Origin of the sequence: Bradyrhizobium roseum, assembly GCF_030413175.1 — a bacterium.
Lineage (GTDB): Bacteria > Pseudomonadota > Alphaproteobacteria > Rhizobiales > Xanthobacteraceae > Bradyrhizobium > Bradyrhizobium roseum.
The window spans coordinates 4,215,345-4,241,254 of record NZ_CP129212.1 but is presented as its reverse complement, the minus strand read 5'-3'; the positions used below and the strand labels follow the sequence as shown (position 1 = coordinate 4,241,254).

The window sequence follows — 25,910 nt, the reverse complement described above, 5'->3', positions numbered from 1 at the left end:
ATGACCCCATGTCACGCGTATCGATCAAGACCAAAGCCGATCTGCCGGCCGAGCTGCAGCCGCTGTGGGACAAAATGACGACCTATGGCGCGTTCGAGAACCAGGCGGGGGTGATGGCGCACCGGCCGCCGATCTTCAAACACACCTGGTCGCTGCTGGTCGATCTCGCCGAGAGCGGCACGCTGTCAAAGCGCCATCTGGAGATCGCGCTGGTCGCGGTGTCGCTGCTGAACACGTGCGATTATTGCGTCTCGCACCATGCGCCGAAGCTGGCGATCCAGGGCGTGTCGGAGCAGGGCGCCGACCGCCTGCTCGACTACGCCGATCATCCGGAACTCGACGCCGTGGACAAGCTGGTCGTCGAATATTCCATCGCCGTGAACAACAACTGGAGCAGGACGCGCGACGAAATTTTCACGAGGCTTCGCGCGCATTTTTCCGAAGCCCAGATCGTCGAGCTGACCTGGCGCATTGCGCTGTGCGGCGCGTTCAACCGCTTCACCGACATCCTGCAATGCGAGGTCGAGCAGGGTGTTCCCGCGCGGGAAGCGGCCGAGTAAGCGCGATGGCTGACGAACTGAACTGGCTGTCCGCCCGCGAGATGACGCGGCGTTTTGCGGCAGGCGAGTTGTCGCCGGTCGATGTGCTTGATGCCACGCTGGCGCACCTGCATCGGGTCAATCCGGCGCTCAACGCGGTCTGCTTGCTGGATGAGCCGCTGGGCCGGCGCATGGCAGCGGAGTCCGCCGAACGCTGGCGTCGCGGCGAGCCGCTCGGGCCGCTCGACGGCGTGCCGGTCGCGATCAAGGACACCGCGCATGTCGCGGGCTGGCCGACCCGCATCGGTTCGCACACGACGCCGACGGCGCCGAGTGCGGAGGATACGCCCGGCGTCGCGCGCCTGCGCGAGGCCGGCGCGGTGTTTTTCTGCAAGACGACGACGCCCGAATTCGGCTGGAAGGGCATCACGCATGGCCCGCTCACCGGCATCACGCGCAATCCCTGGGACCTTTCGCGCACGCCCGGCGGCTCCAGTGGCGGTTCGGCCGCTCTGGTCGCCGCAGGCGTGGTGCCGCTCGCCACCGGCGGCGACGGCGGCGGTTCGATCCGCATTCCGGCAGCGTTCAGCGGCGTGTTCGGACTGAAGGCGAGCTACGGCGTGGTGCCGAATTTTCTCGGCCCGATGGGCCCGCTGGCGGTCTATGGCGGCCTGTCGCGCGACGTCGCCGACAGCGCCTTGCTGATGAACGTGCTGACGCGGCCGGACGCACGCGATTCCTTCGCCATTCCGTTTCGTGGCATCGACTATCTCGACGGCCTCGACGGAGGCGTGGCGGGCCTGCGCATCGCCTGGTCGCCCGATCTCGGCTTTCCGGGCGGTGATCCCGCCGTCGTCGCCGGTATGCAGCCGGCGATCGATGCGCTGATCAAGGCCGGCGCCGATGTGAAACAGGTCGATCTCGATCTCTCCGGCGCGCAACCGACGCTGGAGGTGATCTGGGGCGCATCGCATGCCGCGCTGGTGCGCGATTTCGACGGTGCGAAGCTGGCGGCGCTCGATCCTGGTCTGCTGCGGCTGGTCGTGTCAGCGCAGGATATGTCCGCCAGCGAGTTGCAAGCGGCCCATGCCGGGATGCGCGCGCTGAGCCAGACCATGCACGCGTTTCACCGCGACTACGATCTGCTGCTGACGCCGACCATTCCCATCACCGCCTTTGCCGCCGGCATCGACACGCCCGACGCCGCGCGCTTCCCGCAATGGTTCGACTGGACGCCGCTGACCTGGCCGTTCAACCTCACGCGCCAGCCGGCCGCCTCGGTGCCGTGCGGATTCGTCGAAGGGCTACCGATCGGATTGCAGATCGTAGGCCCGATGTTTGCCGAGGAAATCATCCTGCGCGCCAGCTGCTGCGTCGAGCAGGCCTGCGCCACCGGCGCGCGGCCAGCGATCAGCGCGGCGTCGTGAACTGCGGGCAGCGATGGACGTAGTCCCAGGGAATGTCCAGCACGCAGGTGTAACGCAGCTCGTCCGATCGCGTGACCGGCGGCGCCTCGACCACCGGTTCGCGCACCTCGCTCGTCGCGCCGTAAACGACGCCGCCGGTGCCGGGGAAGAAACCGCCGCCGCGGTGGTGATGCCGGGGAAAGGCCGGGAAGGCGGGACGCGCCGGAGCCAGCCCTGCGCCGCGTCCGGCGCCCGGATCGGCAGACGCCGCACCGGCGGCAAGAACAAGCGCGACAGCGCCGAAGGAGGCGATCAACGTTGATTTACAGGTCATGGTACGCACCCATTGGCAGGTTACGGAACGACATTGTCAAAACGCTAGGCCCTGCGTTTCGTGCCCGCAAAGCCATCGTTAATTATTGGTTAAAACGTAATCTTAACGAGGGCGATCAATGCCTTGAAGAGGCAGATCAGTTCCGCGACATCTTGTCGAACCGCTTGATCAGCCGCTCGCGCTTGAGGCGGGACAGCCGCCTGATCCAGAATATCCCGTCGAGTTGATCGATCTCGTGCTGGTGGCAGACCGCGCGCAGTCCTTCCGATTCCTCGGTATGTGTGTTGCCGTCGATGTCGTGATAGCGAACATGCACCCGCGCATGGCGGCTCACCTCGTCGTTGACACCCGGCATCGAGACGCTGCCTTCCCGGTGCAAGATCGTCTCCGGCGATGACCAGACGATCTCCGGATTGACATAGGTGCGCGCACCCTCGGTCGCGTCGAGTTCGAGCACCACGACCCGCTGCAAAACGCCGATATGCGGCGCGGTGATTCCGATGCCGGGCGCGGCGCGCATGGTCTCGAGGAGGTCACTCGCCAGCTCCCGCAACGCGTCGTCAAACGCGGTCACGGCTTGCGCCGGCAGCGCCAGCCGGGGATCGGGATAGCGGAGAATAGGGCGGATGGTCATGGTCGATGATGCTCTTCCTTTCTGTTGCATGAGGTAATCGTGCCTGGAAGCGGAAGCAATCCATTCCGTTCAGAAGGGGAAGGTGGCAATCCGACCGCCTACAAAAATTGTCGCGCTCGTCTGCGAGAATGTCGGCTCCCGCCGATCTCGTTCGTCTTCCACCCAAAGGAATCCGTTGGAGACTGCAAATGACAGATTCTCGCTACCGTTGGGTCATCGTCGCGGCCGGGGGCCTGCTTGGTTGCGTCGCGATTGGCGGCATGTTTTCGCTGCCGGTGTTTTTGCAACCGATCGCGCGGGATACCGGCTGGTCGGTGACGGGGATCTCCAGCGCCATGACCATCGGCTTTCTTGCGATGGCGTTCACCAGCATGATCTGGGGCACCCTGTCGGACCGGTTCGGGCCGGTGCCGGTGCTGCTGACCGGATCGATCGTGCTGGCGGCGAGCCTCGGGCTGGCAAGTCTGGCGACATCGCTGGTCGCGTTTCAATTCGTGTTCGGGCTGTTGGTCGGCAGCGCGACGGCTGCGATCCTGCCACCGATGATGGCATGCGTCACCGGCTGGTTCGATACCCACCGCAGCCTTGCGGTGTCACTGGTTTCGGCTGGCATGGGCATGGCGCCGATGACGATGTCGCCGCTCGCGGCCTGGCTGGTGTCCAATCATGACTGGCGGACCTCGATGCAGATCATCGCGCTCGTTGTCGCCGCGATCATGATCCCGCTGTCGCTCTTGGTGCGCCGTGCGCCCGCGCTCGCAAGCAGCGCGTCCACGTCGACAAACGCCGCGGGGGAACCGGACATGACGCTGGCGCAGGCGCTGCGCTCGCCGCAATTCATCATCCTGCTCGCGACCAATTTCTTCTGCTGCGCCACGCATTCGGGACCGATCATCCATACCGTGAGCTACGCCATCAGTTGCGGCATCCCGATGATCGCGGCCGTCACCATCTACAGCATCGAAGGCCTCGCCGGGATGGGCGGCCGCATCGCCTTCGGCCTGCTCGGCGATCGTTTTGGTGCCAAGCGAATCCTCGTGCTCGGCCTGCTGGCGCAGGCCTTTGGCGCGCTCGGTTATGTCTTCGTGCGCGAGCTTGCGGCGTTCTACGCGGTCGCGGCGCTGTTCGGGTTCATCTATGCCGGCACCATGCCGCTCTACGCCGTGCTGGTGCGCGAGAATTTTCCGCTGCGGATGATGGGCACAGTGATCGGCGGCACGGCGATGGCCGGCAGCCTCGGCATGGCGACGGGGCCGCTCGCCGGCGGTTTGATCTACGACACGTTTGCCAGCTACGCCTGGCTATACATCGGATCGTGGATCATGGGGCTCGGCGCGTTCCTGATCATCATGACGTTCAAGCCGGTGCCGGTGGCGCGAACAACCGCGCCCGCGTCGGCGTGAGTTGCGGGTATTCCGAAGTCAAGCCTTCCCGATTTGATCGGATGCGATATACATATCGATGCGAGGCGTCGGTTCGACTGGCTCCAGGGATAATTTCAGAGACAATGTCCGTGCATGACAGCTCCGACCATCCCCTCGATCATCCGATCTGGACCGCACTGACGACCACCCAACGGGCGCTGGCCGAAGGCGACGCCCGCGTGCGGCGCTATCCAACCGAAATGACGCCGTTTGCCGACATGCCGGACCTGTCGGCAGAAAATTTCGCAGCGCTCGCAGCGCTGATGTCGCCCAAGGATATCGCCGTGCTGTTCACGCCGGAAGCGGTGAAGGCGCCGGCGGAATTCAAGGTCGTGCTGGCCGACACCGGCGAGCAGATGATCGGGACGCCGGTGGAGACGCCCACGAATGGCGTCGATATCGTCACGCTTGGCGTCGGCGACGTTCCCGCGATGCTTGAACTGACCGCGCTGACCAGGCCGGGGCCGTTCAGCCCGCGTACCCATGAACTCGGTACCTTCCTCGGCATCCGCGTCGACGGCCAGCTCGTCGCGATGGCCGGCGAGCGGATGAAGCCCGCGCAATATACCGAAATGACGGCGGTCTGCGTGCACCCGTCCCATCGCGGCCGCGGTTACGGGCAGATGCTCCTCGGCGCCGTCGCCCGCCAGATCGTAGCGCGCGACGAGATTCCTTTCCTGCACGTCTTCACCAGCAATCACTCGGCGATTGCGCTCTACCAGCGGCAGGGCATGGAAATCCGCCGCCGCCTTCACGTGACAGTGCTCAAGAAAGCGGACTGACATCACGCCGGCGGCACGCCTGACCGACATCTCCCTCGCGCGTTGTTGGCATGCCAGGGCAGGGGCCAAACGACCTCACGAAAACGTTAAACCAATCGGTTGACTATTTGGGCTGCGCACTTATACTAAACCACATGGTTGAACATTCATCGCATCTCGACGCGGTTTTTCACGCGCTTTCGGACCCAACGCGCCGCGCGATGCTTGGACATCTGGCGGCACGCGAACTCACGATCGGGGAACTGGCGACGCCGTTCCGCATGAGTTTTGCCGGCGCGTCGAAACATGTGCGGGTGCTGGAGAGCGCCGGCCTGGTGAAGCGCACGATCCGCGGCCGCAGCCATCTGTGCCGCCTCGATGCGGCGCGGCTCGCCGAAGCGAATGCGTGGCTGCACCGTTACGAGCGCTTCTGGAATGCAAAGCTCGATGTGCTGGAAGCACTGCTGCTTGAAGAAGACAAGGCGAAGGCAGAGAAGGAGTAGACGATGAATTCAATGATAGAGCCCGATGCCTATGGCGAGCTGATTGAGCCGACCACCGTCAGGATACGGCGGCTGCTGCCCGGTCCGATCGAACGCATCTGGGCCTACCTCACCGACAGCGACCTGCGCAGCAAGTGGCTGGCCGCGGGCGCGATGGAGATGAAGGTCGGCGCGCCGGTCGAGCTGGTCTGGCGCAACGGGGAGCTCAACGATCCGCCGAGCCCACGGCCGGAGGGGTTTCCCGAGGAGCAAAGGATGCAGAGCCGGATCACCGAGCTCGATCCGCTGCGCAAGCTCTCGATCACCTGGAATAACAGCGGCGACGTGACGTTCGAACTGGAGCCGAAGGGATCCGGCGTGCTGCTCACCGTGACCCATCGCCGGCTGCCCGATCGCGCGACGCTGCTCAAGGTCAGCGCCGGCTGGCACATGCATCTCGATGTTCTGGTGGCTCGGACCAGCGCCGCGGAGCCGGCGCCGTTCTGGGAGGGCTGGGCCCGCCTGCATCAGGAATACGGCAGCCGGCTGCCGGTCTGAACGACCAAACCGCAACAACGCATCTCAGACAAGCAGGAGTATCGTCATGCAGATCAATGCCGTTTCAGCGCAGGAATGGGAAGCCGCGCGCCAAAAACTGCTCGTGAAGGAAAAAGAGCTGACCCGCGCCCGCGACGCGCTGGCCGCCGAGCGCCGGCGCATGCCGTGGCTGCCGGTCGAGAAGAGCTATACGTTCGACACGCCGACCGGCAAGGCCAGCCTCGCCGATCTGTTCGACGGACGTCGCCAGCTCATCGTCTACCGCGCATTTTTCGAGCCCGGCGTACATGGCTGGCCCGACCAAGCCTGCCGTGGCTGCTCGATGGTGGCCGATCAGGTCGCGCATCTGTCGCATTTGAACGCGCGAGACACCACGCTGGTGTTCGCCTCGCGCGCGCCGCAGGCTGACATTTCGAGGCTGAAGGCGCGGATGGAGTGGGACATTCCGTGGGTCACCGTGACCGACAGTTTCGACGCCGATTTCGATGTCGGCGAATGGCATGGCACCAATGTTTTCATCCGCGATAGCAGCAAGATTTACCGCACCTACTTCGTCAAGAGCCGTGGCGATGAGCAAATGGGCAGCACCTGGAATTATCTCGACATCACGCCGCTCGGCCGCCAGGAGGTGTGGGAGGACTCGCCCGAGGGCTACCCGCAAACCCCGACCTACAAGTGGTGGAATTGGCACGACAGCTACGTCGAAGGCGCCGCTCCTGACAAACGTTGGGTCGAGGTGTCGGACGCCGGCGAGGCTGCGTTCCGGAAGCAGTCCGAGAGCGCGAAGCCGTGAACTGGTCCGGTCACAGCAACGCGACCGGCGCTGTGAGGTATGACGGCGAGGGTGCCGCGGTTGTCCGCGGCATCATAAAATGGCTGTCGCTCGCAGCTGCGCCGACCTTCGCGGTCATGGCGCTGATTGCAGCGGTTACAGGCAGCGGTCCGTTGGAAAGCCTGTGTTCTGCTGCGGCGTCGCCCGTCGGGGGAATGGTCCCAATGTACTTGCTGATGAGTGCCTTTCATCTGCCGCCCTGGCTGAATTTGATCCCTGGCCGGCGAGGCCGTACTCGCCAGTCCTGACAAGGCCGCGCCGGACTTTCGACAACATCCTGCCGAGATGAGCGGCGCTATGCGATGGCGCGGCAGTCTGCGCCTCCGCAAATTTGCCTTTCATAGAGATTACGCGAAGCTTCATCTGGTTACGACCACCTTTCAGGGGTGGCCGGGCGATACGTTGTCCAGTATTGCTATTTGCAGTTGTTGGTGTCGTCCGATCCCGTCAAAAGTAACATTTCAGGAGAGTTCGGTGCAAAAAGTGATTTCCGCCGTCGTGGCGTTGCTTGTCGTGCTTGGATCGCTGCCGGCATTTGCGGAGGCCTCTCCGCCGAGCGAAGCCGCCCGAAAGGCCGAACTGTCGGCGGCCTGGCAGGCGGCAAGCACGGCAGGCTCACCGGGGCCGACGGATGTTTCCCTGATCGATCAGGCCATGCTGAAGATCCCGGCCGGTCATTTCTTCGTGCCGAAAGCCGAAGGCGCCCGCGTGCTGCGGGCGCTTGGCAACCTCGTCAACGACGCGAGCTTCGTCGGCCTTGTCGTCGGCACGGGGCCGAACGACGGATGGATCGTGGTGATCCGATATATCAAGGAGGGCTACATCAAGGATGATGATGCCAAGAACTGGAATGCGGACGACCTCCTGACGAGTCTGAAGGAGGGGGTCCTTGAATCCAACAAGGACCGCGTCGCCCGTGGATTTCCCGAGATGCAGGTGATCGGGTGGGTTCAGCCGCCGAATTACGATGCCGCGACCCATCGCCTGGTCTGGTCGCTGCTCGCCAAGGACAAGGACGAGCCGGCCAGCGCTGCCAAGAGCATCAACTACAACACCTACGCGTTGGGGCGGGAGGGCTATTTCAGCCTCAATCTGCTGTCGAATTCGGAACGCATTGCCGGCGACAAGACGGTGGCCCATGGGCTGCTCGGCGATCTCGCCTACAATGCCGGCAAGCGCTACGAGGATTTTAGCGCATCCACCGATCGCATCGCGGAATATGGCCTGATGGCGCTGGTCGGTGGCGTTGCGGCCAAGAAGCTCGGCTTGTTTGCGGTTGTGACCGCCTTTGTGCTCAAATTCGCCAAGGTCATCCTTATCGGCCTCGGGGTCCTGGGTGCCGGTGTGTTCAATTTTTTCCGTCGCAAGCCGCGCGGCGATGCGACGGATGGCCAGGCCTGAAGGCACTCTTGTTCTGCTCTGCTCTGGCGTCAATTGCCGCAGGCACGACACCCGGGCGCGTGTTGGCGCGCCCGGGCTAGTTGTTGCGATCGATGCCGGTCAATGCACCGTCTCTTCCGAAGCCGCGATCCACGCGATCACGGCTTCCGAGAAGCCGTGCACACGTGTCCACGCATCGTAGCCGACACCATGCTGGTACGACGCCACGTTCACCATGGTGCCGCGGCCCTTGGGGTCGGGCACCGCGTCGTGGCTCTGCTCGTCGGTGAAGACGATCAACCGATCGCCCTTGCGGTCGATCTCGCCGATCGCCTTGCCGAGATAGGTCCCGCCATGCGGCTGTGAGCCGACGATCTTGTCGCGCAGCGCGAAACCGCGGCGCGGCGGCACCTTCACGACTTCATTGCTGAACGTGAAGATCTCCACCTCGTCGCAAACCTCGCGGGCGAGGATCGCCAGACCACAAGCCGCTTCGGCGCGAGTCATTTCCGACTGTGCCGACAGCGGGTAGAACATCGACCCCGACACGTCGATCAGGAGCCGCGTGCGGCCGGGGAGCCGCGCGTAACCCTTGATCGACTTCAGCATCCCGGATTCGAGTTCGGACTCGAAATCCGGCGCATAGCGCGCCGCCGTGATGAAGCGGTAGGGAAGGATGCGGTCCGTCCGCATCGCCTCGATGGCCTCGGCGATGGTACGGCGCGGCACCTCTGCCTTCTGCATCAGGCGCAGGTTGCGCAGCAGCGCCAGCCCGCCCAGCCGCTTCTCGGCGATCAGCCGCTCGAAGGTCGCGCGCTTGTCCTTGCCGGACGAGAGCGAAACCTCCCAGGTGTCGGGAGAAGCCAGTTCGCCGTCGACGAGGTGCTTCCACACCTTGGCCTGGTCCGCATCCTTTGGCTTGGCGTGGGTCAGGAACAGCACGTCCCTGATCCGCACCGCGCCGTCACGGTCGTACTTCGCGAGCTGATAGGCGTCGAACTTCGTCACCGCGCGCGCAAGGCCCTTCTTGACCTGCGCAGAGACGGGCTGACGCTTGCGCTGCTGCATCGGGCCGAGCGCATCCGCCCAGTAGATCGCAAGCAGCTCCGTCATCTCGTCCGGACGCTGGATCACGCGGGCCAGCGTATCGGCCACCAGCAGGCGATGCTTTTCGTGCCGCGCCATCTCGCGCACCAGCAGCAGCGGCGCATGCCGCAGCTTCATCACCTCGCGGGCCTCGATGGCGAGTGCGGCGACACGCGCGGGATCGACCTGCGGCACCAGCGCCTTGATGCGCTCGGCGATCGCGACGCCGTCCTCGTAGAACTGGTTCTCCCACAGGAGGCAGTTCATCAGCGCGCGCTTCAGCGCCATTTCCGGCGTGAAGCGCTTTGCCTTTGCGCCCTCGAAGGTGAGAGCGCGAACGATCTTGTTCAGTCGGACCATGACGGCCTCCTCTTGGGTTGATGGTGGATCGGAAAACGGGTGCCGGGGAACAGGCGAGTCTGGACTGCCCTTGCGGGCGTTGTCACACGCTCTGCCATTGAGCTACGGACGTCTCGTCCGGAAGGAATCGAACCTTCGACCTTGTGAGTGCGAAGTAACAGAACTCTTCACCACCGGCGGTTTGGAAACCACGATCCGGGAACAGGCGATGCTGAGACCCCAGCCTGCAGCTTACCCTGCGGGCCGGGAAGCGCTCTGCCACTGAGCTACCGGCGCACATGACGCCGGGCGGGATTCGAACCCGCGACCTCTCGTTTCACAGACGATGTAACAGCGATCTTCACCACGGATCGTGGGTAGGGTTGGCGGGGAACGAGCGATGCTGTTGCTGCCCTTGCGGGCCACCGGGGGTCGAGACCGACCGGTCCGAAGTAACAGGCATCTTCACCACCGCCCTGACGATGTTTGCGCATCGTCAGTTGAAGGGCACGCTGGGGAACAGGCGATATCGGTCCCAGTGACGACAACACAGCTCCGCTCCCTCACGAAAGAAAAACTGCGCCGGGCCGCGTGCAAGCCCTCGCGGGGCCGCATCCCGGTGCGTGTGTCAAAGGCGGGATTCGAACCCGCTTTTTCCATGGCGCGAAGTATCCGAAATCTTCACCACCAGCGTCGGTTTAGCCGCGCAAGGCGGCAAACGAAATTGAAAACAAATTTCATTCGCGGCGCTCTGAACGGCGCCGCTACCGCGAACCCCCTGGGGTTCGCTCTGTCATTGGTATCCGGCTTGCGCCTCGTTCCCTCCGACAGGCCCCGCGCTTTTGGGCACGCGCCCTCCGGCGCGAGCCCCGGGATCCGGGTCTCCCGTTCCGGCTTGCGCCGGGATGTCTTGATGAGCCTGCTTCGGACAACAAAAAACCCTCCGGAGCGGCGGGCTCGGGAGGGTCCACATAGAGCGGACGGTCGATCTCGTTTACGCGAGATCGTTCCCATGAGCCTGACGTGCGTCATCGAGTGGCCGATAGCCATTCGAACGTCTGACGCGCATTTCGCAAATGTGGTTCATCACTCGGCTCATGTTCAGTCGCGAACCCGACGTTCGCGAGGGCGCGGGAGATACGCCCGTATTTTTGGATTGTCAACCCGACCGATCGAGAAAACGGCAAATCGCAGCGCGCCGCCACGCGTGCGACCGGTGCATGCGGCCACGCACGATGCGTTTGCAGGTCTGCCGTGACTTGACGTCGCCGCAGGCGACGAATGAAATGCAGGCCTTCGCGACAACGACATTCAATCCAACACCAGAGGAAGCCCGATGGCACGCGTGCGCTGTATCACCGAGATGGGCATGGGCGTCGACGTACATGGACGCGATGCCACCAAGGCCGCCAAACGCGCCGTCTCCGATGCCATCCGCCATTCCAGCCTCGGCTTCTTCCGCATGCTGGGCAAGACTGCCCACGACATGTTCGTCGACGTCACGATCGCCGTGCCGAATCCGGAAGCGGTGGACACCGCTGTTGTCGCCAAGGAGCTTCCGTATGGCACCGTCAAGGTGACGGCGATTGCCGGCGGGCTGGAGATTCCGTCCGACACCGGCAACGACCCCATCCTGATTGCGAATGCCGCCGTGATCGTCAGTTTTGATGACGGCAAGACAGGCTGACGATAAGACCGCCTGAACGAGAAGACCTGCCTTCAGAAGATACTCGCCTTCAGAAAGATTCGGAGATCCCATGACGACGAAGGACAGCAGCACCTATTGGAAGCGCGCGCGGGTCGAACTGCGGGCCGCCGGGTTTGATCCGGATCGCGCCGCGCAGACCAGCGCGGTGGTGACGATCGCCAGCGCCTGGACCAATGCGCATCGCTGCAACAACCGCGTGCGTACGATTGCCGATCTTCTGGTGGAGATCCTGGCGGAACGCGGCGGTCAGGGGCTCGTCGTCGGCGCGCCGGCGGTGTCGGACGCGCTGACGCAGGGCACGCCGACGGCCGGCTACAGCCTCGCCTCGCGCGATACCGTCGCCGACTGCTTCGAGATCGGTCACTATGCGCACCATGGCGACGCCATGATCGTGATTTCCGGCTGCGACAAAACGGGAGCGGCCGCGCTGATGCCGTTGGCGCGCACCAACGCGTTCGGCCTCGTGCTCTATCCCGGCACCAGCACGCCGGGCCGCGTCTCGTTCGGCGCGTGGGCCGCCAAGGGCAACAACATCACGATCCTCGATTATGCCGAGGCCCGCGCCGCCAACGAGTCAGGCCGCTTGTCCGGTGAGGAGCTTCTGGAAGTCGAGCGCAACGTGATGCCGGGCAGCGGCACCTGCGGTGCGATGTTCACCGCCAACACCATGAGCACGATCGCGGAATCGATCGGCATGATGCTGCCGCGCGGCGCCTCGCATCCGGCCGATTACGACGCCGCCAGCGACATTCACGCCGACGTCCGCGCGCAGGCCCGCGCATCGGTCGACGCGTTGTACCGGCTTATGCAGGCCGGCATAAGGCCGCGCGACATCATGACCGAGCGCGCCTTCGAGAACGCCATCACCACCGTCTACGCAATGGGCGGCTCGACCAACATGTACCTGCATCTGCTGGCGGTCGCGCGAGAGGCGCAGGTGCCGATCACCATCGAACGCATCCAGCAGATCGGAGAGCGCGTCCCGCTGCTGGCCAATCTGCAGCCGCACGGCCCGTTTGCGATGGGCAGCCTGCACGCGATTGGCGGCGTGCCCGTCGTGATGAAGGAGCTCTTGCGCGCGGGCCTGCTGCATGGCGACGTCATGACGGTGACCGGCAAGACGCTGGCGGAAAACCTTGCCGACGTTCCGACGCTGGAGCAGATGGCGCCGCAGGAGATCGTTCTCCCGGTGTCGAAACCGATCGCGCCGCCGAATAACCACATCAGCGTTCTGAAGGGCAACATTGCCCCCGAGAGCTGCCTGCTCAAGCTGTCGGGCAAGACGCTCGAGAAGGGACAATTCCGTGGCACCGCGCGCGTCTTCGAATCCGAGGCCGAAACGATGGCCGCGATCCGCGCCGGTGAGATCGTGGCGGGCAACGTCATCGTGGTGCGCAATGTCGGCCCGGTCGGCGGACCCGGCATGCCCGAAATGGTGATGCTGACGATCCAGTTGCAGGGCCGGGGCCTTGGCGAAGACGTCGCGTTGATCACCGATGGCCGCTTCTCTGGCGTCTCCCACGGCATCCTGATCGGCCACATCTCGCCGGAAGCCGCCCGCGGCGGCCCGATCGCAGCCGTGCGCGACGGCGACGTCATCGTGATCGACCCCGGCGCACGCACCGTGAATCTGGAAGTCCCCGCGGAAGAGATCGCCCGCCGCATGGCCGACTGGCGCGCCCCGGCCTCCGTCGCCGCGGTGCGGCCGGGATCGCTGCACGACAAGTACATCCGGCTGGTATCCTCGGCGCATTATGGCTGTGTGTTGTGAGGCGGTCTGAATTCACGTCGCGGGTTGTAGAATAGTATTGCCACAACCGATTGTTCATGGTTTGTTCTGTTTCGCCATGGACGGTTTTGGAAGCCGATGTAGTGCCCGCTTATTTCTCGCTGCCGTGCCCGATGCAGGCACGGCCGCGCGAATTCATCTGTTGGCGTCGGCGCTCAAGCGCGCGCATCGGTTCGACGGCAGGCTGGTTGCGCCCGAGCGGCTGCACATTTCGCTGTTCGCGCTTGGCGGCCTTCCGGAGGTCCAGCATTGTGCGGCATGGGAGGCGGCCATGGAGGTGCGAACCGCGCCGTTCGAGGTCGCGTTCGATCGCACGGCAAGCTTTCGGGGGCGGCCGGGCCATCACCCCTTCGTCCTGGTCGGCGAGAAGGGATTGCGTGCGCTGCAATCGTTTCGGGAGACGTTTTGCGCCGCGTTGGCGCGCAGGGGGATGAGGCGGCTGGCGACCACGAATTTCACGCCGCATGTTACGCTGCTGTATGACGCGCGCGAGGTGGGGGAGTATCCGGTCGAACCGATCGGATGGACGGTCAAGGAGTTTGTGCTGATCCGCAGTTCGAACGGCCACGAACACTTGGTGCGGTGGCCGCTGTGGGTTTGACGGGGGCGTCACTCCTTCCCGATGAGGCGCTGCGTCATCTCTTCGATCGAATGGAACAGATGCGTTGGTCCGGCGGCCTGCAGTGCGCCCGGAAGCGCATAGCCCCAGGCCACCGCGCCTGAATCCATGCCGGCTGCTGTCGCCGCGTCGATGTCGCGAAGCTCATCGCCGATGCAGATCGTCTCCGATGGTTTTGTGCCAAGCTTTCGTGCCACGCGCCGGAATTTCCAGTGCTTGCCGAACATCGCGGCGCCGCAGTCGAAACGGTCGATCCGGCTGGCCATGGGTCCGAGTACCTGTCGCACGGAGGCCTCGCTGTCCGAACTGACGATGGCGGTCCTGATGCCCTGGCGCCGCAGTTCTTCCAGCATCGCCGGGACGCCCGTGAACAGCGATATCTCGCCGGCGGCGGCCAGCTTGCGCATCCGCATATCGCTGACGATGGCCGGCAGCTGCCACATGGATACGTTGAGCCGCGCCATGATCTCGCGGGCGGACAGGCCGCGCAGCCCTTCCACCTCGTCGTCGCGGACGGGCGCAAGGCCGAACCGCGCGATCATGTCCTGGAAGGAAGCACGAAACCACGGCAGGGAATCCGCCAGCGTGCCGTCGAAGTCGAAAATGACGAGGCCATAAGGGGGCATGAACTTCAGCGGCTCAATCGTTCTCGTCGCGAAAATACGCCGGCTTGCCCGTGGTCCAGGTTTCGCCCCAGAGCTGGCTGCCGCCGTCCACCGTCAACGTCTCGCCGGTTATGAATTTTGCCGATGGTCCGGCGAGGAAAACCGCGGCCTCCGCGACGTCCCAGGGCGAGCCGGTGCGCATCATCGGGTTCGAGCGCGGGTAGGTTGCGCGCGCCTCGGGCGAATAGACGTTCCAGCCTTCGGTTTCGACCGCGCCGGGCGCGATGCAGTTCACCCGGATGTTCAAAGGCGCCCATTCCACCGCAACCGCGCGCGACAGCCCGATCACGCCGCTGCGGGCAGCGATGCTGTGAGCGATGCCGTACAGCCCGCGCGTCGTCACCACCACGATGTTGACGATGCTGCCGGGATGCGCGTGGTCGCGCCAGCGCTGCGCGGCCGACTGCATCATGTACCAGGTGCCGTTCAAATTGGTGTTGATGACGGCGTTCCAGCCTTTGACGGAGAAATCGATCGCAGCCTGCGGAAACTGCCCGCCGGCACTGTTGACGAGGCTGTCGAGCCGGCCATGCGCGGCCCACACCGTGTCGAACAGTGCGTTGACCGCATCGGGCTCCCTGATGTCAGCGGCATGCGCGGAGGCTTTGTGGCCGCGCTCTGTGAGTTGGCCCACCAGCGCATCGAGCTTGCCGCGATCGCGCCCGACCAGTGCGACATGTGACCCCAGCCGCGCGAACAGCCAGGCGATCGCCCGCCCGATGCCGCCGGCGCCGCCCGTGATGACCACGACCTGATCCTCCAGCGAACCTGACGCGAACATGGTCGGATGAGCCGCAAGTTGTTCATCGGTGAGGCCGAGCTTCGTCGGAGACGGTTGGTCGGTCATGAGCGGCGCGGGCCCTTGTCATGTGCAGCGTGACCCGTACATTAGCCGCGTAGCAACAACCACGCAAAACGGGTTTCGATGTCCGATCTTTCCGTCTTTCCGGTCACACAGCGCTGGCCCGCAAAACATCCCGACCGCCTTCAGCTCTACTCGCTGCCGACGCCGAACGGTGTCAAGGTCTCGATCATGCTGGAAGAGACCGGACTGCCCTACGAGGTGCATCTGGTCGACTTCAACAAGGACGACCAGAAGACGCCGGAATTCCTCTCGCTCAATCCGAACGGCAAGATTCCGGCGATCCTCGATCCGGACGGGCCGGGCGGCAAGCCGCTGCCGCTGTTCGAATCCGGCGCGATCCTGCAATATCTCGCCGACAAGACCGGTAAGTTTTTGCCCGCCGATCCGGCGCGGCGATACCAGGCCATCCAGTGGCTGCATTTTCAGATGGGCGGCATCGGCCCGATGTTCGGCCAGCTCGGCTTCTTCCACAAATTCGCCGGCAAGGAGTTTGCCGACAAGCGGCCACTGGAACGCTATGTCGCCGAGTCGAAACGCCTACTCGGCGTGATGGAGACGCGGCTTGCCGGACGGCAGTGGATCATGGACGATGAATACACCATCGCTGACATCTCCATGCTCGGCTGGGTCCGCAACTTGATCGGCTTTTACGGCGCGCGCGATCTTGTCGCCTTCGATACGTTGAAGCAGGTGCCGGCATGGCTGGAGCGCGGGCTTGCCCGGCCGGCAGTGCAGCGCGGGCTCGACATTCCGAAACGGCCTTGAACCGAGGGCATTTTAGACGTGACCATCACCATCTACGGCATCAAGAATTGCGACACCATGAAGAAGGCGCGCGCCTGGCTGGATGACCACGGCGTGGCGCATGACTTCCACGACTACAAGGCGGCCGGCATCGGCAAGGACAAGCTCAAACAATGGTCGGACGAGGTGGGCTGGGAGACGCTGCTCAACCGCGCGGGTACCACCTTCAAGAAGCTGCCGGACAGTGACAAGGAAGGCCTCAACGAGCGCAAGGCGCTGGCCCTGATGCTGGCGCAGCCCTCGATGATCAAGCGCCCGGTGCTCGATCTCGGCGGCAAATTGCTGGTCGGATTCAAGCCCGATATCTACGGCAAGGAAGTGCCGTCGAAATTGCGCAAGAAAGGCGCTTGATTGGTCGACGCATTTTCCTGCGGCGAACCGGCTTCTATTCCGGATCCGCGGCGGTTGGCCGAAATCCGCCGCTGCGCGCGCCGCAATCCATGGCTTAGAATACCACGTCTGGCATTTCGTCTTCGATCCGCTCCGGCTGGTATTCTGCCGTGCGCGCGGGATCGACCCGGTGCGGGCGAATAGCCGCAGCCCGGTGTTCAGCACGTCGCGCGGCTTGACCGATTGGAGGACCGACGGTCCGGCACTTTGAAATTCCAGGACGCAAACTTTGCGACCGAGTCCAGACCTCCAACCGGTGCGATGATCTGCCGGGGGCAGGAATTTAACGTGAAAAGTGCGTGATTGCAGCAAAACACCTTCAATGCCGGTTGGCCGACTCGAGGACGATCATGGCGCGTGGGCAGGGCCGTGATCCTGTATAATTCGACTTATGGAGCATCCGGAACCAGATCGTTCGGCCTTGGCTCGGCTTTCCTTTGACTTGCTTCCCCGGGGCAGCTTTCCACCTTGCCTAACCCATACTGTTGACGGCATATTCCGGCCCGGAGGCGGTGGGCTCGGGGGCGGTTTCCAAGGACGTTCCGCAGAGCTTGCCCGATCAGGGAAAATTGGCCGCGCGCGGGCGAAACCGCGCAGACGGCTAACGGGGGAAATTTGTTTGGCTGATGAGTTCATTCTAGAAACCCGCGGACTGACCAAGGAATTTGCGGGTTTCTTCGCCGTTCGTGATGTCGCCCTCAAGGTACGACGCGGCAGTATTCATGCGTTGATCGGGCCCAACGGCGCCGGCAAGACGACTTGCTTCAATCTCCTGACCAAGTTCTTGAGCCCGTCCGCGGGCCAGATACTGTACAAGGGGCAGGACATCACCGCGATGGCGCCGGCCGATGTGGCCCGCCTCGGGCTGGTGCGTTCGTTCCAGATTTCGGCTGTGTTTCCGCATCTCACGGCGCTGGAAAACGTCCGCGTTGCCCTGCAGCGACAGCATGGCTCGTCGTTCGATTTCTGGCGGTCCAAGACCGTGCTCGATCGTTTCAACGGCCGCGCGCACGAGCTTCTCAACGATGTGGGCTTGAGTGAATTCGCCGACACGCCAGCGGTCGAGATGCCCTATGGCCGCAAGCGCGCACTCGAGATTGCAACGACGCTGGCGCTCGACCCCGAGATGATGCTGCTCGACGAGCCGATGGCCGGCATGGGCCACGAAGACATCGACAAGATCGCGGCCCTCATCAAGCGCATCTCGTCGAAATATACCATCCTGATGGTCGAACATAACCTTTCCGTGGTCGCCAACCTGTCCGACATCATCACGGTGCTGACGCGCGGCCAGGTGCTGGCGGAAGGCAATTATACCGAACTGTCGAAGGACGAGCGCGTCAAGGAAGCCTATCTAGGGGCCGGTCATGACTGAGGTGAAAATGGCCCAAACCGCCGCACAGCCTTCGGGCGCGGAAGTTCTTTCCGTCTCCGACCTGCAGGCCTGGTACGGTGAATCCCACATCCTTCACGGCATTAATTTCAATGTGAGGGCCGGCGAGGTCGTTACGCTGCTCGGCCGCAACGGCGCCGGCAAGACCACGACGCTCAAGTCGGTGATGGGAATCATCGGCAAGCGCACCGGGACGATCCGCTTCGACAATCAAGACATCACGCGCGCCTCCTCGGACAGGATTGCGCGGATGGGCATCGCATTCTGTCCCGAGGAGCGGGGTATCTTCGCCAGCCTCGACGTGCGCGAAAACCTGCTGCTGCCGCCGATCGTGCGTCCCGGCGGCCTGTCGCTCGACCAGATTTTCGAACTGTTTCCGAACCTGAAGGAGCGGCTCAACAGCCAGGGCACCAAGCTTTCCGGCGGCGAGCAGCAGATGCTGGCGATCGCGCGAATCCTGCGCACCGGCGCCCGTTTTCTGATGCTGGACGAGCCAACCGAAGGGCTGGCGCCCGTCATCATCCAGCAGATCGGCCAGACCATTGCGCGGCTGAAGTCGGAGGGATTTACCATCCTGCTGGTTGAACAGAATTTCCGTTTCGCCTCCACCGTGGCCGACCGTTACTACATCGTCGAGCACGGCAAGGTCATCGATGGTTTTTCAAATTCGGAGCTATCGGCCAACATGGACAAGCTCCATACCTATCTCGGTGTTTAATCGGTAGTTGCGGCTGCACTCTGGATTTATGGAGATACTATGAAGCATCGGATTTCAGCTCTTTTTCTCGGCGCCGCTCTGACGGTTGCCGCAGGCAGCGCCCTGGCGCAGGACAAGACCGTCAAGATCGGCGTGCTCACCGACAATTCCGGACTCTACTCCGACCTCGGCGGCGCTGGCTCCACGCTGGCCGCCCAGATGGCGATCGAGGATTCCGGGCTGGCAGCCAAGGGCTGGAAGATCGACTTGATCTCAGCCGACCACCAGAACAAGCCCGACATCGCCACCACCATCGCCCGCCAATGGGTCGACGTCGAGAAGGTCGACATCTTCATGGACGTGTTGAACTCCGGCGTTGCGCTGGCGGTCAACAATCTGGTGAAGGAAAAGAACGCCATCATGATCAACACCGGCGCGGCGACGTCGGACCTCACCAACGCCCAGTGCTCGCCGAACACGGTTCACTGGGTCTACGACACCTACATGCTCGCCAACTCGACCGGGCAGGCGCTGGTGAAGGCCGGCGGCGACACCTGGTACTTCCTGACCGCGGACTACGCGTTCGGCCATGCGCTCGAGCGTGATACGACGGCGGTCGTGGTGAAGTCGGGCGGCAAGGTGATCGGCACCGTCAAGCATCCGCTGAATTCGTCCGACTTCTCCTCGTTCCTGCTGCAGGCGCAGGCGTCCAAGGCCAAGATCGTCGGCATGGCGAACGCGGGCGGCGACACCACCAATACCATCAAGCAGGCGTCCGAATTCGGCATCGTCGCCGGCGGCCAGAAGCTCGCCGGCCTTCTGCTGTTCATCACCGACGTGCATTCGCTCGGCCTGAAGGTGGCACAGGGCCTGAGCTTCACCGAAACCTTCTACTGGGATCTGAATGACGACACCCGCGCGTTTTCCAAGCGTTTCTCCGAGCGCATGAAGAACAAGGCGATGCCGTCGATGGTGCAGGCCGGCGTCTATTCGGGCCTGATCCATTATTTCAAGTCGCTGGAGGCGATGGGCGGCAATCCGCATGACGGCGCCAAGGTCGTCGCCAAAATGAAGGAACTGCCGACCGACGACAAGCTGTTCGGAAAGGGCACGATCCGCGCCGACGGCCGCAAGATTCATCCGGCCTACCTGTTCGAGGTCAAAAAGCCGGCCGAATCCAAAGGGCCATGGGACTATTACAAGCTGATCGGGACCACCCCGGCTGACCAGGCCTTCCGGCCGCTTTCGGAAAGCGCCTGCGCGCTGGTAAAGAAATAACAATGATGATGGCCTGCCGGCGTCGTGCCGGCGGACCATCGCGTCTTAAACGGGATTGAGTGCGAACAGATGCAAGCTCTATACGCCCAGCTCCTGGTGGGGTTGATCAACGGATCGTTCTACGCGCTGCTCAGCCTTGGGCTCGCCGTGATCTTCGGTATGCTCAACATCATCAATTTCGCGCACGGCGCGCTCTACATGATGGGCGCGTTCTGTGCGTATTTCCTGCTGCAACTGACCGGCATCGGTTACTGGTGGGCGCTTTTGATCGCGCCCATCGTGGTCGGCATCTTCGGCATGATCCTGGAGCGGACCATGCTGCAATGGCTGACCGGCCTCGATCATCTCTACGGATTGCTCCTGACCTTCGGCATCGCGCTGATCGTGCAGGGCGTGTTCCAGAACTATTTCGGTTCATCCGGACTGCCTTATGCGATCCCGGACTACCCGCAGATCGGCGACTGGCGCGGCCTGCAGGGCGGCATGAATCTCGGCTTCATGTTCCTGCCGGTCTATCGCGGCTGGGTGGTCATCTTCTCGCTCGTGGTCTGCATCGCCACCTGGTATCTGATCGAAAAGACCCGGCTCGGCGCCAATCTGCGCGCCGCCACCGAAAACCCGACCCTGGTGCGCGCGTTCGGCATCAACGTGCCGCGGATGATCACGCTGACCTACGGGCTCGGCGTCGGCCTCGCGGCGCTCGCCGGCGTGCTGTCTGCGCCGATCAACCAGGTGCGGCCGCTGATGGGCGCCGACCTCATCATCGTCGTGTTCGCGGTGGTGGTGATCGGCGGCATGGGATCGATCATGGGATCGATCATCACCGGCTTTGCCCTCGGCGTGATCGAGGGACTGACCAAGTATTTTTATCCCGAGGCTTCCAACACCGTGGTTTTCGTTCTGATGGTCCTGGTGTTGCTGATCAAGCCGGCGGGACTGACCGGACGGGCGGCCTGACATGAGCGCATTGACTGACGACACCCTGCCGGTAACGCCGCGTGCCGTGCGCGACGAGATGATCGTGTTTGCGGCGATGGCCGTGCTCCTGGGGTTGGTGCCGCTGACCGGCATTTATCCGTTCTTCGTGATGCAGGCCTTGTGCTTCGCGCTGCTCGCCTGCGCCTTCAACCTCCTGATCGGCTATGGCGGCCTGCTGTCGTTCGGCCACGCGATGTTTCTGGGCACCGCGGGCTATTGCACGGCCCATGCGCTCAAGGAGTGGGGGCTGTCGCCGGAACTCGGTATCCTGGTCGGCGTCGCAGCCTCCGCGGCGCTGTCCGTCGTCACCGGCTTCATCTCGATCCGACGCCAGGGCATCTACTTCTCGATGATCACGCTGGCGCTGTCGCAATTGCTCTACTTCATCTACCTGCAGGCGCCGTTCACCCACGGTGAAGACGGCATTCAGGGCATTCCGCAGGGCTACCTGTTCGGCATCTTCAATCTCGCCAAGCCGACGGTGCTCTATTATGTCGTGCTGGTCGGATTCCTCGCCGGATTTCTCCTGATCTATCGCACCATCAACTCGCCGTTCGGCGAGGTCCTGAAGGCGATCCGCGAGAACGAGCCGCGGGCGATCTCGCTGGGCTACAAGACCGACCAGTACAAGTTGCTGGCCTTCATCCTGTCCGGCACGCTGGCCGGATTCGCCGGTTCGCTGAAAGTGTTCGTGGCGCAGAACGCCTCGCTCACCGACGTGCACTGGACGATGTCCGGCGAAATCGTGCTGATGACGCTGGTCGGCGGTCTCGGCACCGTCTTCGGCCCCGTCGTCGGCGCTTTTGTCATCATCGCCATGCAGCAATATCTGGCCGGGTTCGGACAGTGGGTGACGGTGATCCAGGGTGTTATCTTTGTGGCCTGCGTGCTGACCTTCCGGCGCGGCGTCATCGGCGAAATCGCGCATTATTTGCGCCGTTCCCTGTAAAACGGTCGAGTTTGACGGCATTTTCGGCCTTATAAAGCGGTGGATGACCCGGTTCCCGGGTCATCCCGCGGCGCGCTTTTCACTCCGATAGTCTATGACAGTATTGTGACAGCCGTCCGGCGCCCCCCAGAACGATGGATTTTGACCAATGCTGATGCGCTGGTTTCGCGCCTTTCTGCCCAAGGAGGAACGGTTTTTCGACCTGTTTGACCGGCACGCCCAGACGGTCGTACAGGGGGCGCTGGCGCTTCAGGACATGCTGCGCGGCGGCGCGGAAACGCCGGTGTTCTGCCAGCGCGTCAACCAGTTCGAAAATGACGCGGACGGCATCACCCGCGAGGTGCTGACGGCGGTGCGGCGCACCTTCATCACCCCGTTTGACCGCGGCGATATCAAGAACCTGATCACGGCGATGGACGACGCGATCGACCAGATGCAGCAGACTGCGAAGGCAGTGGTGCTGTTCGAGGTCCGCACGTTCGAACCGCCGATGCGCGAGATCGGGACCCTGCTGGTCGAATGCGCCAATCTCGTCGGCCGCGCGCTGCCGCTGATGCAGTCGATCGGCAACAACGTCGCAATGCTGAGCGCCATCACCGAAGAGATCGGTAAGCTCGAAGGCCGCATCGACGATCTCCACGACATCGGACTGAAGGAACTGTATCTCAAGCACCGCAGCGGCAGCTCGATGGATTTCATCGTGGGCGCCGAAATCTACAAGCATCTCGAGAAAGTGTCCGACCGCTTCGATGACGTCGCCAATGAGATCAACTCCATCGTAATCGAACAGGTATAGGGCAGGGCCATCACGTGGATGCCACCCTCGCCCTGCCGGTTCTGGTCTTCCTGATCGCGGTCGCGCTGCTGTTCGACTTCCTCAACGGGCTGCACGACGCCGCCAATTCGATCGCGACGATCGTGTCGACGCGGGTGCTGCGCCCGCAATATGCGGTGTTGTGGGCCGCGTTTTTCAATTTCATCGCCTTCCTGGTGTTCGGGCTCCACGTCGCCAATACCATCGGCACCGGCATCATCGAGCCGAGTGTGGTCGATGCCAGCGTGATCTTTGCCGCGCTGGTCGGCGCCATCGTCTGGAATCTGATCACCTGGGCGCTCGGGATTCCCTCGTCCAGTTCGCATGCGCTGATCGGCGGGTTGGTGGGAGCGGGGATCGCTAAAGCCGGAATTTCAGCCGCAGTCTGGACCGGCCTGACCAAGACGCTGCTGGCGATCGTGTTGTCGCCGCTGGTGGGGTTCCTGCTGGCGCTGGTGCTGGTGGCGATCGTGTCCTGGCTGTCGGTGCGCTCGACGCCGTTTGCGGTCGACCGCGCGTTTCGTATCCTGCAATTCGTCTCGGCCTCACTCTATTCGCTCGGCCATGGCGGCAACGACGCGCAGAAGACCATGGGCATCATCGCCGTCCTGCTGTACTCGCAAGGGCATCTCGGCAGCGAATTCAGCATTCCGTTCTGGGTCGTGATCTCCTGCCAGGCCGCGATGGGGCTGGGCACGCTGATGGGCGGCTGGCGGATCGTCCGCACCATGGGGCTGCGGATCACCAAGCTGACGCCGATGCAGGGTTTTTGCGCCGAGACCGGCGGGGCGGCGACGCTGTTCATGGCGACCTATCTGGGGATTCCCGTCTCCACGACCCATACCATTACCGGCGCCATCGTCGGCGTCGGCGCAGCGCGGCGGGTTTCGGCGGTCCGCTGGAACGTGGCGAGTTCGATCGTCTACGCCTGGGTGATCACCATTCCGGCGTCCGCCATCGTGGCGGCGCTGACCTACTGGGCGGTGCAGTTGCTACGCTGATCCGCTGACGAGTTTGAGCCCGAGGATGCCTGCCACGATCAGTCCGATGCAGGCGAGGCGGGCAAGCGTGGCAGGCTCGCCGAACAGGGCGATGCCGAGGATCGCCGTCCCGACCGCACCAATACCGGTCCAGACCGCGTAAGCCGTTCCGATCGGCAGCGTTTTCAGGGCGAGGCCGAGCAGGACGATGCTCCCGGTCATCGCCGCCAGCGTGAGCACCGACGGTATCAGACGCGTAAAACCTTCGGTGTATTTGAGACCGATGGCCCAACCGATTTCGAGCAGACCTGCGGCAAACAACACAGCCCACGCCATCACGACCCTCCAAACCGGGCAGGGCCGTCCCCGCCAAAATGCCGTGAAAAGGAAGGTCGTCCTTCCACACGGCGATATGGGGCTGGTGAGCGGGTTCCACAATCACCAAATGAGGCTTGATTAGCCCAAATTTCCCTGCCAAACGCTCGTGCCTCATGTCCGACATCGTCATCAATGCCGAATCGCCGTCCCGCTCGCCGCTTGCCGATGAAGTGGCGCGGCGGCGCACGTTTGCGATCATTTCCCATCCGGACGCCGGCAAGACCACGCTGACCGAAAAGCTGCTGCTGTTCGGCGGCGCGATCAATCTGGCGGGGCAGGTCAAGGCCAAGGGCGAGCGTCGCAACACCCGCTCCGACTGGATGAAGATCGAGCGCGAGCGCGGCATCTCGGTCGTGACCTCGGTGATGACGTTCGAGTTCCAGGACCTCGTCTTCAACCTGCTGGATACGCCAGGTCACGAGGACTTTTCCGAGGACACTTATCGCACGCTGACGGCGGTCGATTCCGCGGTGATGGTGATCGACGCGGCCAAGGGCATCGAGGCACGCACCCGAAAACTGTTCGAAGTGTGCCGGCTGCGCGACATTCCGATCATCACCTTCATCAACAAGATGGACCGCGAGAGCCGCGATACGTTCGACCTGCTGGACGAGATCGAGAAGACGCTGGCGCTCGACACCACGCCGATGACCTGGCCGGTCGGTCGCGGCCGCGATTTCCTCGGCACCTACGATGTCGTCAATGGCGGCGTGCGACTGCTCGAAGGCGGCGGCGCCAAGACCGGCGCGACCGAGCAGATCGACATCGCCGATCTCGCCGGGCGCAACGCCAACCTCGACGTTGGCGAAATCAAGGACGAACTCGCGCTGGTCTCCGAAGCCTGCAAGCCGTTCGAGCTGGAGGCGTTTCGCGAGGGCCATCTGACGCCGGTCTATTTCGGCAGCGCGCTGCGCAATTTCGGCGTCGGCGACCTGCTGGAAGGCCTCGGCAAGTTCGCACCGCCGCCGCGCGCGCAGGAATCCAATCTGCGCAAGGTCGAGGCGGCCGAGCCGCGCATGAGCGCGTTCGTGTTCAAGATCCAGGCCAACATGGATCCCAACCACCGCGACCGTATCGCCTTTGCGCGGCTGTGCTCGGGCAAGCTCAGTCGCGGCATGAAGGCCAAGCTGGTGCGGACCGGCAAGAACATGAGCCTGTCGAGCCCGCAATTCTTCTTCGCGCAGGACCGTTCAGTGGCCGACGAGGCGTATGCCGGCGATGTTGTCGGCATCCCGAACCACGGCACCTTGCGGATCGGCGATACGCTGACGGAAGGTGAGGACATCACCTTTGTCGGCGTTCCCAGCTTTGCGCCGGAAATCGTCCGCCGCGTGCGCCTGACGGATGCGATGAAGGCCAAGAAGCTGAAGGAAGCCCTGCAGCAGATGTCGGAAGAGGGCGTCGTGCAGGTGTTCCGGCCGCGCGACGGCGCGCCGGCGCTGGTCGGCGTCGTCGGCCCGCTGCAGCTTGACGTGCTCAAGGCACGCCTCGATGCGGAATACTCGCTGCCGGTGGAATTCGAGGTCTCGGAATTTCAATTGGCGCGCTGGGTCTCTTCCGACGACCGCAAGAAACTCGACACCTTCATCGCCGCCAACGGCTCCGGCATCGCCGACGACGTCGACGGCGATCCGGTGTTCATGGCCAAGAACGAATTCTATCTCGGCTACACCCGTGAGCGGGCCGAGGGCATCAATTTTTCCAACGTCAAGGACGTGAAGAAAAAGGCGTGAGGCGGCCCGCGGTGCCCCGCGCCCCTCCGCTGTCGTCCTCCGCGAAAGCGGGGGACCCAGTACGCTGCGGCCTCTCGGTTGACCACTCCCGTCTC

The 25,910-nt window shown here is 63.5% G+C and carries 27 protein-coding genes; 21 read left to right on the top strand and 6 right to left on the bottom strand.

The window, feature by feature from the left end:
* Positions 1–8: 8 nt before the first annotated feature.
* Complete coding sequence (locus tag QUH67_RS20470; protein ID WP_300940721.1) at positions 9–560, top strand: carboxymuconolactone decarboxylase family protein; 552 nt, start codon at positions 9–11, stop codon at positions 558–560.
* Between the two features lie 5 nt (positions 561–565).
* Positions 566–1,966, top strand: a complete 1,401-nt coding sequence (locus tag QUH67_RS20465; protein ID WP_300940719.1) for an amidase — start codon at positions 566–568, stop codon at positions 1,964–1,966.
* Here QUH67_RS20465 and QUH67_RS20460 read toward each other — a convergent pair.
* Both QUH67_RS20460 and QUH67_RS20455 read right to left on the bottom strand, forming a co-directional pair.
* Entirely contained in the window at positions 1,950–2,279 is a 330-nt protein-coding gene (locus tag QUH67_RS20460) for a hypothetical protein (protein ID WP_300940718.1), read from the bottom strand. The two genes, QUH67_RS20465 and QUH67_RS20460, sit on opposite strands and share 17 nt — an antisense overlap.
* Positions 2,280–2,415: 136 nt before the next feature.
* The gene (locus tag QUH67_RS20455) at positions 2,416–2,913 is read right to left on the bottom strand and encodes a peptide deformylase (protein WP_300940717.1); all 498 of its coding nucleotides are present in this window, start codon (positions 2,911–2,913) and stop codon (positions 2,416–2,418) included.
* Between the two features lie 188 nt (positions 2,914–3,101).
* Here QUH67_RS20455 and QUH67_RS20450 point away from each other — a divergent pair, with 188 nt between their 5' ends.
* The 6 genes from QUH67_RS20450 (at position 3,102) to QUH67_RS20420 (ending at position 8,371) form a co-directional block, all read left to right on the top strand.
* Entirely contained in the window at positions 3,102–4,316 is a 1,215-nt protein-coding gene (locus QUH67_RS20450) for an MFS transporter (RefSeq protein ID WP_300940716.1), read from the top strand.
* A gap of 104 nt (positions 4,317–4,420) precedes the next feature.
* On the top strand, positions 4,421–5,119 hold the full coding sequence (locus QUH67_RS20445) for a GNAT family N-acetyltransferase (RefSeq protein ID WP_300940715.1): 699 nt from the start codon (positions 4,421–4,423) through the stop codon (positions 5,117–5,119).
* 134 nt (positions 5,120–5,253) lie between these two features.
* On the top strand, positions 5,254–5,601 hold the full coding sequence (locus QUH67_RS20440) for an ArsR/SmtB family transcription factor (RefSeq protein ID WP_300948112.1): 348 nt from the start codon (positions 5,254–5,256) through the stop codon (positions 5,599–5,601).
* Positions 5,602–5,604: 3 nt separating this feature from the next.
* Positions 5,605–6,138, top strand: coding sequence for an SRPBCC family protein (locus QUH67_RS20435; RefSeq protein ID WP_300940713.1), 534 nt, complete (start codon positions 5,605–5,607; stop codon positions 6,136–6,138).
* 46 nt (positions 6,139–6,184) lie between these two features.
* Positions 6,185–6,931, top strand: a complete 747-nt coding sequence (locus QUH67_RS20430; RefSeq protein ID WP_300940711.1) for a DUF899 domain-containing protein — start codon at positions 6,185–6,187, stop codon at positions 6,929–6,931.
* A gap of 513 nt (positions 6,932–7,444) precedes the next feature.
* Complete coding sequence (locus QUH67_RS20420) at positions 7,445–8,371, top strand: DUF2167 domain-containing protein (RefSeq protein ID WP_300940709.1); 927 nt, start codon at positions 7,445–7,447, stop codon at positions 8,369–8,371.
* 99 nt (positions 8,372–8,470) lie between these two features.
* On the opposite strand, the gene QUH67_RS20415 is transcribed toward QUH67_RS20420, so the two are convergent.
* On the bottom strand, positions 8,471–9,796 hold the full coding sequence (locus QUH67_RS20415) for a TROVE domain-containing protein (RefSeq protein ID WP_300940708.1): 1,326 nt from the start codon (positions 9,794–9,796) through the stop codon (positions 8,471–8,473).
* Between the two features lie 1,315 nt (positions 9,797–11,111).
* On the opposite strand from QUH67_RS20415, the gene QUH67_RS20410 reads away from it, so the two are divergent.
* The 3 genes from QUH67_RS20410 to QUH67_RS20400 all read left to right on the top strand — a co-directional run bounded on the left by QUH67_RS20410 (position 11,112) and on the right by QUH67_RS20400 (position 13,873).
* On the top strand, positions 11,112–11,462 hold the full coding sequence (locus QUH67_RS20410; RefSeq protein WP_300940706.1) for a Lin0512 family protein: 351 nt from the start codon (positions 11,112–11,114) through the stop codon (positions 11,460–11,462).
* Positions 11,463–11,532: 70 nt separating this feature from the next.
* Complete coding sequence (gene ilvD / locus QUH67_RS20405; protein ID WP_300940705.1) at positions 11,533–13,254, top strand: dihydroxy-acid dehydratase; 1,722 nt, start codon at positions 11,533–11,535, stop codon at positions 13,252–13,254.
* Between the two features lie 37 nt (positions 13,255–13,291).
* Positions 13,292–13,873, top strand: coding sequence for a 2'-5' RNA ligase family protein (locus QUH67_RS20400; RefSeq protein WP_300940703.1), 582 nt, complete (start codon positions 13,292–13,294; stop codon positions 13,871–13,873).
* A gap of 8 nt (positions 13,874–13,881) precedes the next feature.
* Here the strand turns inward: QUH67_RS20400 and QUH67_RS20395 are convergent, their stop codons facing one another.
* Together QUH67_RS20395 and QUH67_RS20390 are read right to left on the bottom strand one after the other, a co-directional pair.
* Positions 13,882–14,517 carry an HAD hydrolase-like protein gene (locus tag QUH67_RS20395; RefSeq protein WP_300940701.1) on the bottom strand — a complete coding sequence of 212 codons (636 nt, stop codon included), beginning with the start codon at positions 14,515–14,517 and terminating at the stop codon, positions 13,882–13,884.
* Positions 14,518–14,530: 13 nt separating this feature from the next.
* Positions 14,531–15,403 (bottom strand): SDR family oxidoreductase, encoded by an 873-nt coding sequence (locus tag QUH67_RS20390; RefSeq protein WP_300940700.1) that lies wholly within the window; start codon positions 15,401–15,403, stop codon positions 14,531–14,533.
* 78 nt (positions 15,404–15,481) lie between these two features.
* On the opposite strand from QUH67_RS20390, the gene QUH67_RS20385 reads away from it, so the two are divergent.
* The 9 genes from QUH67_RS20385 to QUH67_RS20345 all read left to right on the top strand — a co-directional run bounded on the left by QUH67_RS20385 (position 15,482) and on the right by QUH67_RS20345 (position 23,725).
* The gene (locus QUH67_RS20385; RefSeq protein WP_300940697.1) at positions 15,482–16,186 is read left to right on the top strand and encodes a glutathione S-transferase family protein; all 705 of its coding nucleotides are present in this window, start codon (positions 15,482–15,484) and stop codon (positions 16,184–16,186) included.
* A gap of 18 nt (positions 16,187–16,204) precedes the next feature.
* Complete coding sequence (locus QUH67_RS20380) at positions 16,205–16,576, top strand: ArsC family reductase (protein ID WP_300940696.1); 372 nt, start codon at positions 16,205–16,207, stop codon at positions 16,574–16,576.
* A gap of 658 nt (positions 16,577–17,234) precedes the next feature.
* Positions 17,235–17,990, top strand: coding sequence for an ABC transporter ATP-binding protein (locus tag QUH67_RS20375; protein WP_300940694.1), 756 nt, complete (start codon positions 17,235–17,237; stop codon positions 17,988–17,990).
* Positions 17,991–17,997: 7 nt separating this feature from the next.
* Positions 17,998–18,726, top strand: coding sequence for an ABC transporter ATP-binding protein (locus QUH67_RS20370; protein ID WP_300948110.1), 729 nt, complete (start codon positions 17,998–18,000; stop codon positions 18,724–18,726).
* A 39-nt stretch (positions 18,727–18,765) separates the two neighbouring features.
* Positions 18,766–19,983, top strand: coding sequence for an ABC transporter substrate-binding protein (locus QUH67_RS20365; RefSeq protein WP_300940692.1), 1,218 nt, complete (start codon positions 18,766–18,768; stop codon positions 19,981–19,983).
* Between the two features lie 69 nt (positions 19,984–20,052).
* A complete protein-coding gene (locus QUH67_RS20360; RefSeq protein ID WP_300940691.1) occupies positions 20,053–20,940 on the top strand; it encodes a branched-chain amino acid ABC transporter permease in 888 nt (295 codons plus the stop codon).
* A 1-nt stretch (position 20,941) separates the two neighbouring features.
* Positions 20,942–21,910 carry a branched-chain amino acid ABC transporter permease gene (locus tag QUH67_RS20355; protein WP_300940689.1) on the top strand — a complete coding sequence of 323 codons (969 nt, stop codon included), beginning with the start codon at positions 20,942–20,944 and terminating at the stop codon, positions 21,908–21,910.
* A gap of 151 nt (positions 21,911–22,061) precedes the next feature.
* Positions 22,062–22,706 carry a DUF47 domain-containing protein gene (locus QUH67_RS20350; protein WP_300948109.1) on the top strand — a complete coding sequence of 215 codons (645 nt, stop codon included), beginning with the start codon at positions 22,062–22,064 and terminating at the stop codon, positions 22,704–22,706.
* 14 nt (positions 22,707–22,720) lie between these two features.
* Positions 22,721–23,725 (top strand): inorganic phosphate transporter, encoded by a 1,005-nt coding sequence (locus tag QUH67_RS20345; protein ID WP_300940687.1) that lies wholly within the window; start codon positions 22,721–22,723, stop codon positions 23,723–23,725.
* Here QUH67_RS20345 and sugE read toward each other — a convergent pair.
* Positions 23,717–24,040, bottom strand: a complete 324-nt coding sequence (sugE, locus tag QUH67_RS20340; RefSeq protein ID WP_300940685.1) for a quaternary ammonium compound efflux SMR transporter SugE — start codon at positions 24,038–24,040, stop codon at positions 23,717–23,719. The two genes, QUH67_RS20345 and sugE, sit on opposite strands and share 9 nt — an antisense overlap.
* A gap of 155 nt (positions 24,041–24,195) precedes the next feature.
* Here sugE and QUH67_RS20335 point away from each other — a divergent pair, with 155 nt between their 5' ends.
* Positions 24,196–25,815 carry a peptide chain release factor 3 gene (locus QUH67_RS20335; RefSeq protein WP_300940683.1) on the top strand — a complete coding sequence of 540 codons (1,620 nt, stop codon included), beginning with the start codon at positions 24,196–24,198 and terminating at the stop codon, positions 25,813–25,815.
* The last annotated feature ends 95 nt before the right edge of the window (positions 25,816–25,910 follow it).

What these genes read in the sequence shown, in the direction of transcription:
- QUH67_RS20435 (WP_300940713.1), top strand. Translation starts at nt 5,605, where the DNA reads ATGAATTCAATGATAGAGCCCGATGCCTATGGCGAGCTGATTGAGCCG.
- QUH67_RS20370 (WP_300948110.1), top strand. Translation starts at nt 17,998, where the DNA reads ATGGCCCAAACCGCCGCACAGCCTTCGGGCGCGGAAGTTCTTTCCGTC.
- QUH67_RS20455 (WP_300940717.1), bottom strand. Translation starts at nt 2,913, where the DNA reads ATGACCATCCGCCCTATTCTCCGCTATCCCGATCCCCGGCTGGCGCTG.
- sugE (WP_300940685.1), bottom strand. Translation starts at nt 24,040, where the DNA reads ATGGCGTGGGCTGTGTTGTTTGCCGCAGGTCTGCTCGAAATCGGTTGG.
- QUH67_RS20440 (WP_300948112.1), top strand. Translation starts at nt 5,254, where the DNA reads ATGGTTGAACATTCATCGCATCTCGACGCGGTTTTTCACGCGCTTTCG.
- QUH67_RS20465 (WP_300940719.1), top strand. Translation starts at nt 566, where the DNA reads ATGGCTGACGAACTGAACTGGCTGTCCGCCCGCGAGATGACGCGGCGT.
- QUH67_RS20360 (WP_300940691.1), top strand. Translation starts at nt 20,053, where the DNA reads ATGCAAGCTCTATACGCCCAGCTCCTGGTGGGGTTGATCAACGGATCG.
- QUH67_RS20470 (WP_300940721.1), top strand. Translation starts at nt 9, where the DNA reads ATGTCACGCGTATCGATCAAGACCAAAGCCGATCTGCCGGCCGAGCTG.
- QUH67_RS20365 (WP_300940692.1), top strand. Translation starts at nt 18,766, where the DNA reads ATGAAGCATCGGATTTCAGCTCTTTTTCTCGGCGCCGCTCTGACGGTT.
- QUH67_RS20385 (WP_300940697.1), top strand. Translation starts at nt 15,482, where the DNA reads ATGTCCGATCTTTCCGTCTTTCCGGTCACACAGCGCTGGCCCGCAAAA.
- QUH67_RS20395 (WP_300940701.1), bottom strand. Translation starts at nt 14,517, where the DNA reads ATGCCCCCTTATGGCCTCGTCATTTTCGACTTCGACGGCACGCTGGCG.
- QUH67_RS20335 (WP_300940683.1), top strand. Translation starts at nt 24,196, where the DNA reads ATGTCCGACATCGTCATCAATGCCGAATCGCCGTCCCGCTCGCCGCTT.
- QUH67_RS20460 (WP_300940718.1), bottom strand. Translation starts at nt 2,279, where the DNA reads ATGACCTGTAAATCAACGTTGATCGCCTCCTTCGGCGCTGTCGCGCTT.
- QUH67_RS20355 (WP_300940689.1), top strand. Translation starts at nt 20,942, where the DNA reads ATGAGCGCATTGACTGACGACACCCTGCCGGTAACGCCGCGTGCCGTG.
- QUH67_RS20430 (WP_300940711.1), top strand. Translation starts at nt 6,185, where the DNA reads ATGCAGATCAATGCCGTTTCAGCGCAGGAATGGGAAGCCGCGCGCCAA.
- QUH67_RS20415 (WP_300940708.1), bottom strand. Translation starts at nt 9,796, where the DNA reads ATGGTCCGACTGAACAAGATCGTTCGCGCTCTCACCTTCGAGGGCGCA.
- ilvD (WP_300940705.1), top strand. Translation starts at nt 11,533, where the DNA reads ATGACGACGAAGGACAGCAGCACCTATTGGAAGCGCGCGCGGGTCGAA.
- QUH67_RS20450 (WP_300940716.1), top strand. Translation starts at nt 3,102, where the DNA reads ATGACAGATTCTCGCTACCGTTGGGTCATCGTCGCGGCCGGGGGCCTG.
- QUH67_RS20390 (WP_300940700.1), bottom strand. Translation starts at nt 15,403, where the DNA reads ATGACCGACCAACCGTCTCCGACGAAGCTCGGCCTCACCGATGAACAA.
- QUH67_RS20445 (WP_300940715.1), top strand. Translation starts at nt 4,421, where the DNA reads ATGTCCGTGCATGACAGCTCCGACCATCCCCTCGATCATCCGATCTGG.
- QUH67_RS20410 (WP_300940706.1), top strand. Translation starts at nt 11,112, where the DNA reads ATGGCACGCGTGCGCTGTATCACCGAGATGGGCATGGGCGTCGACGTA.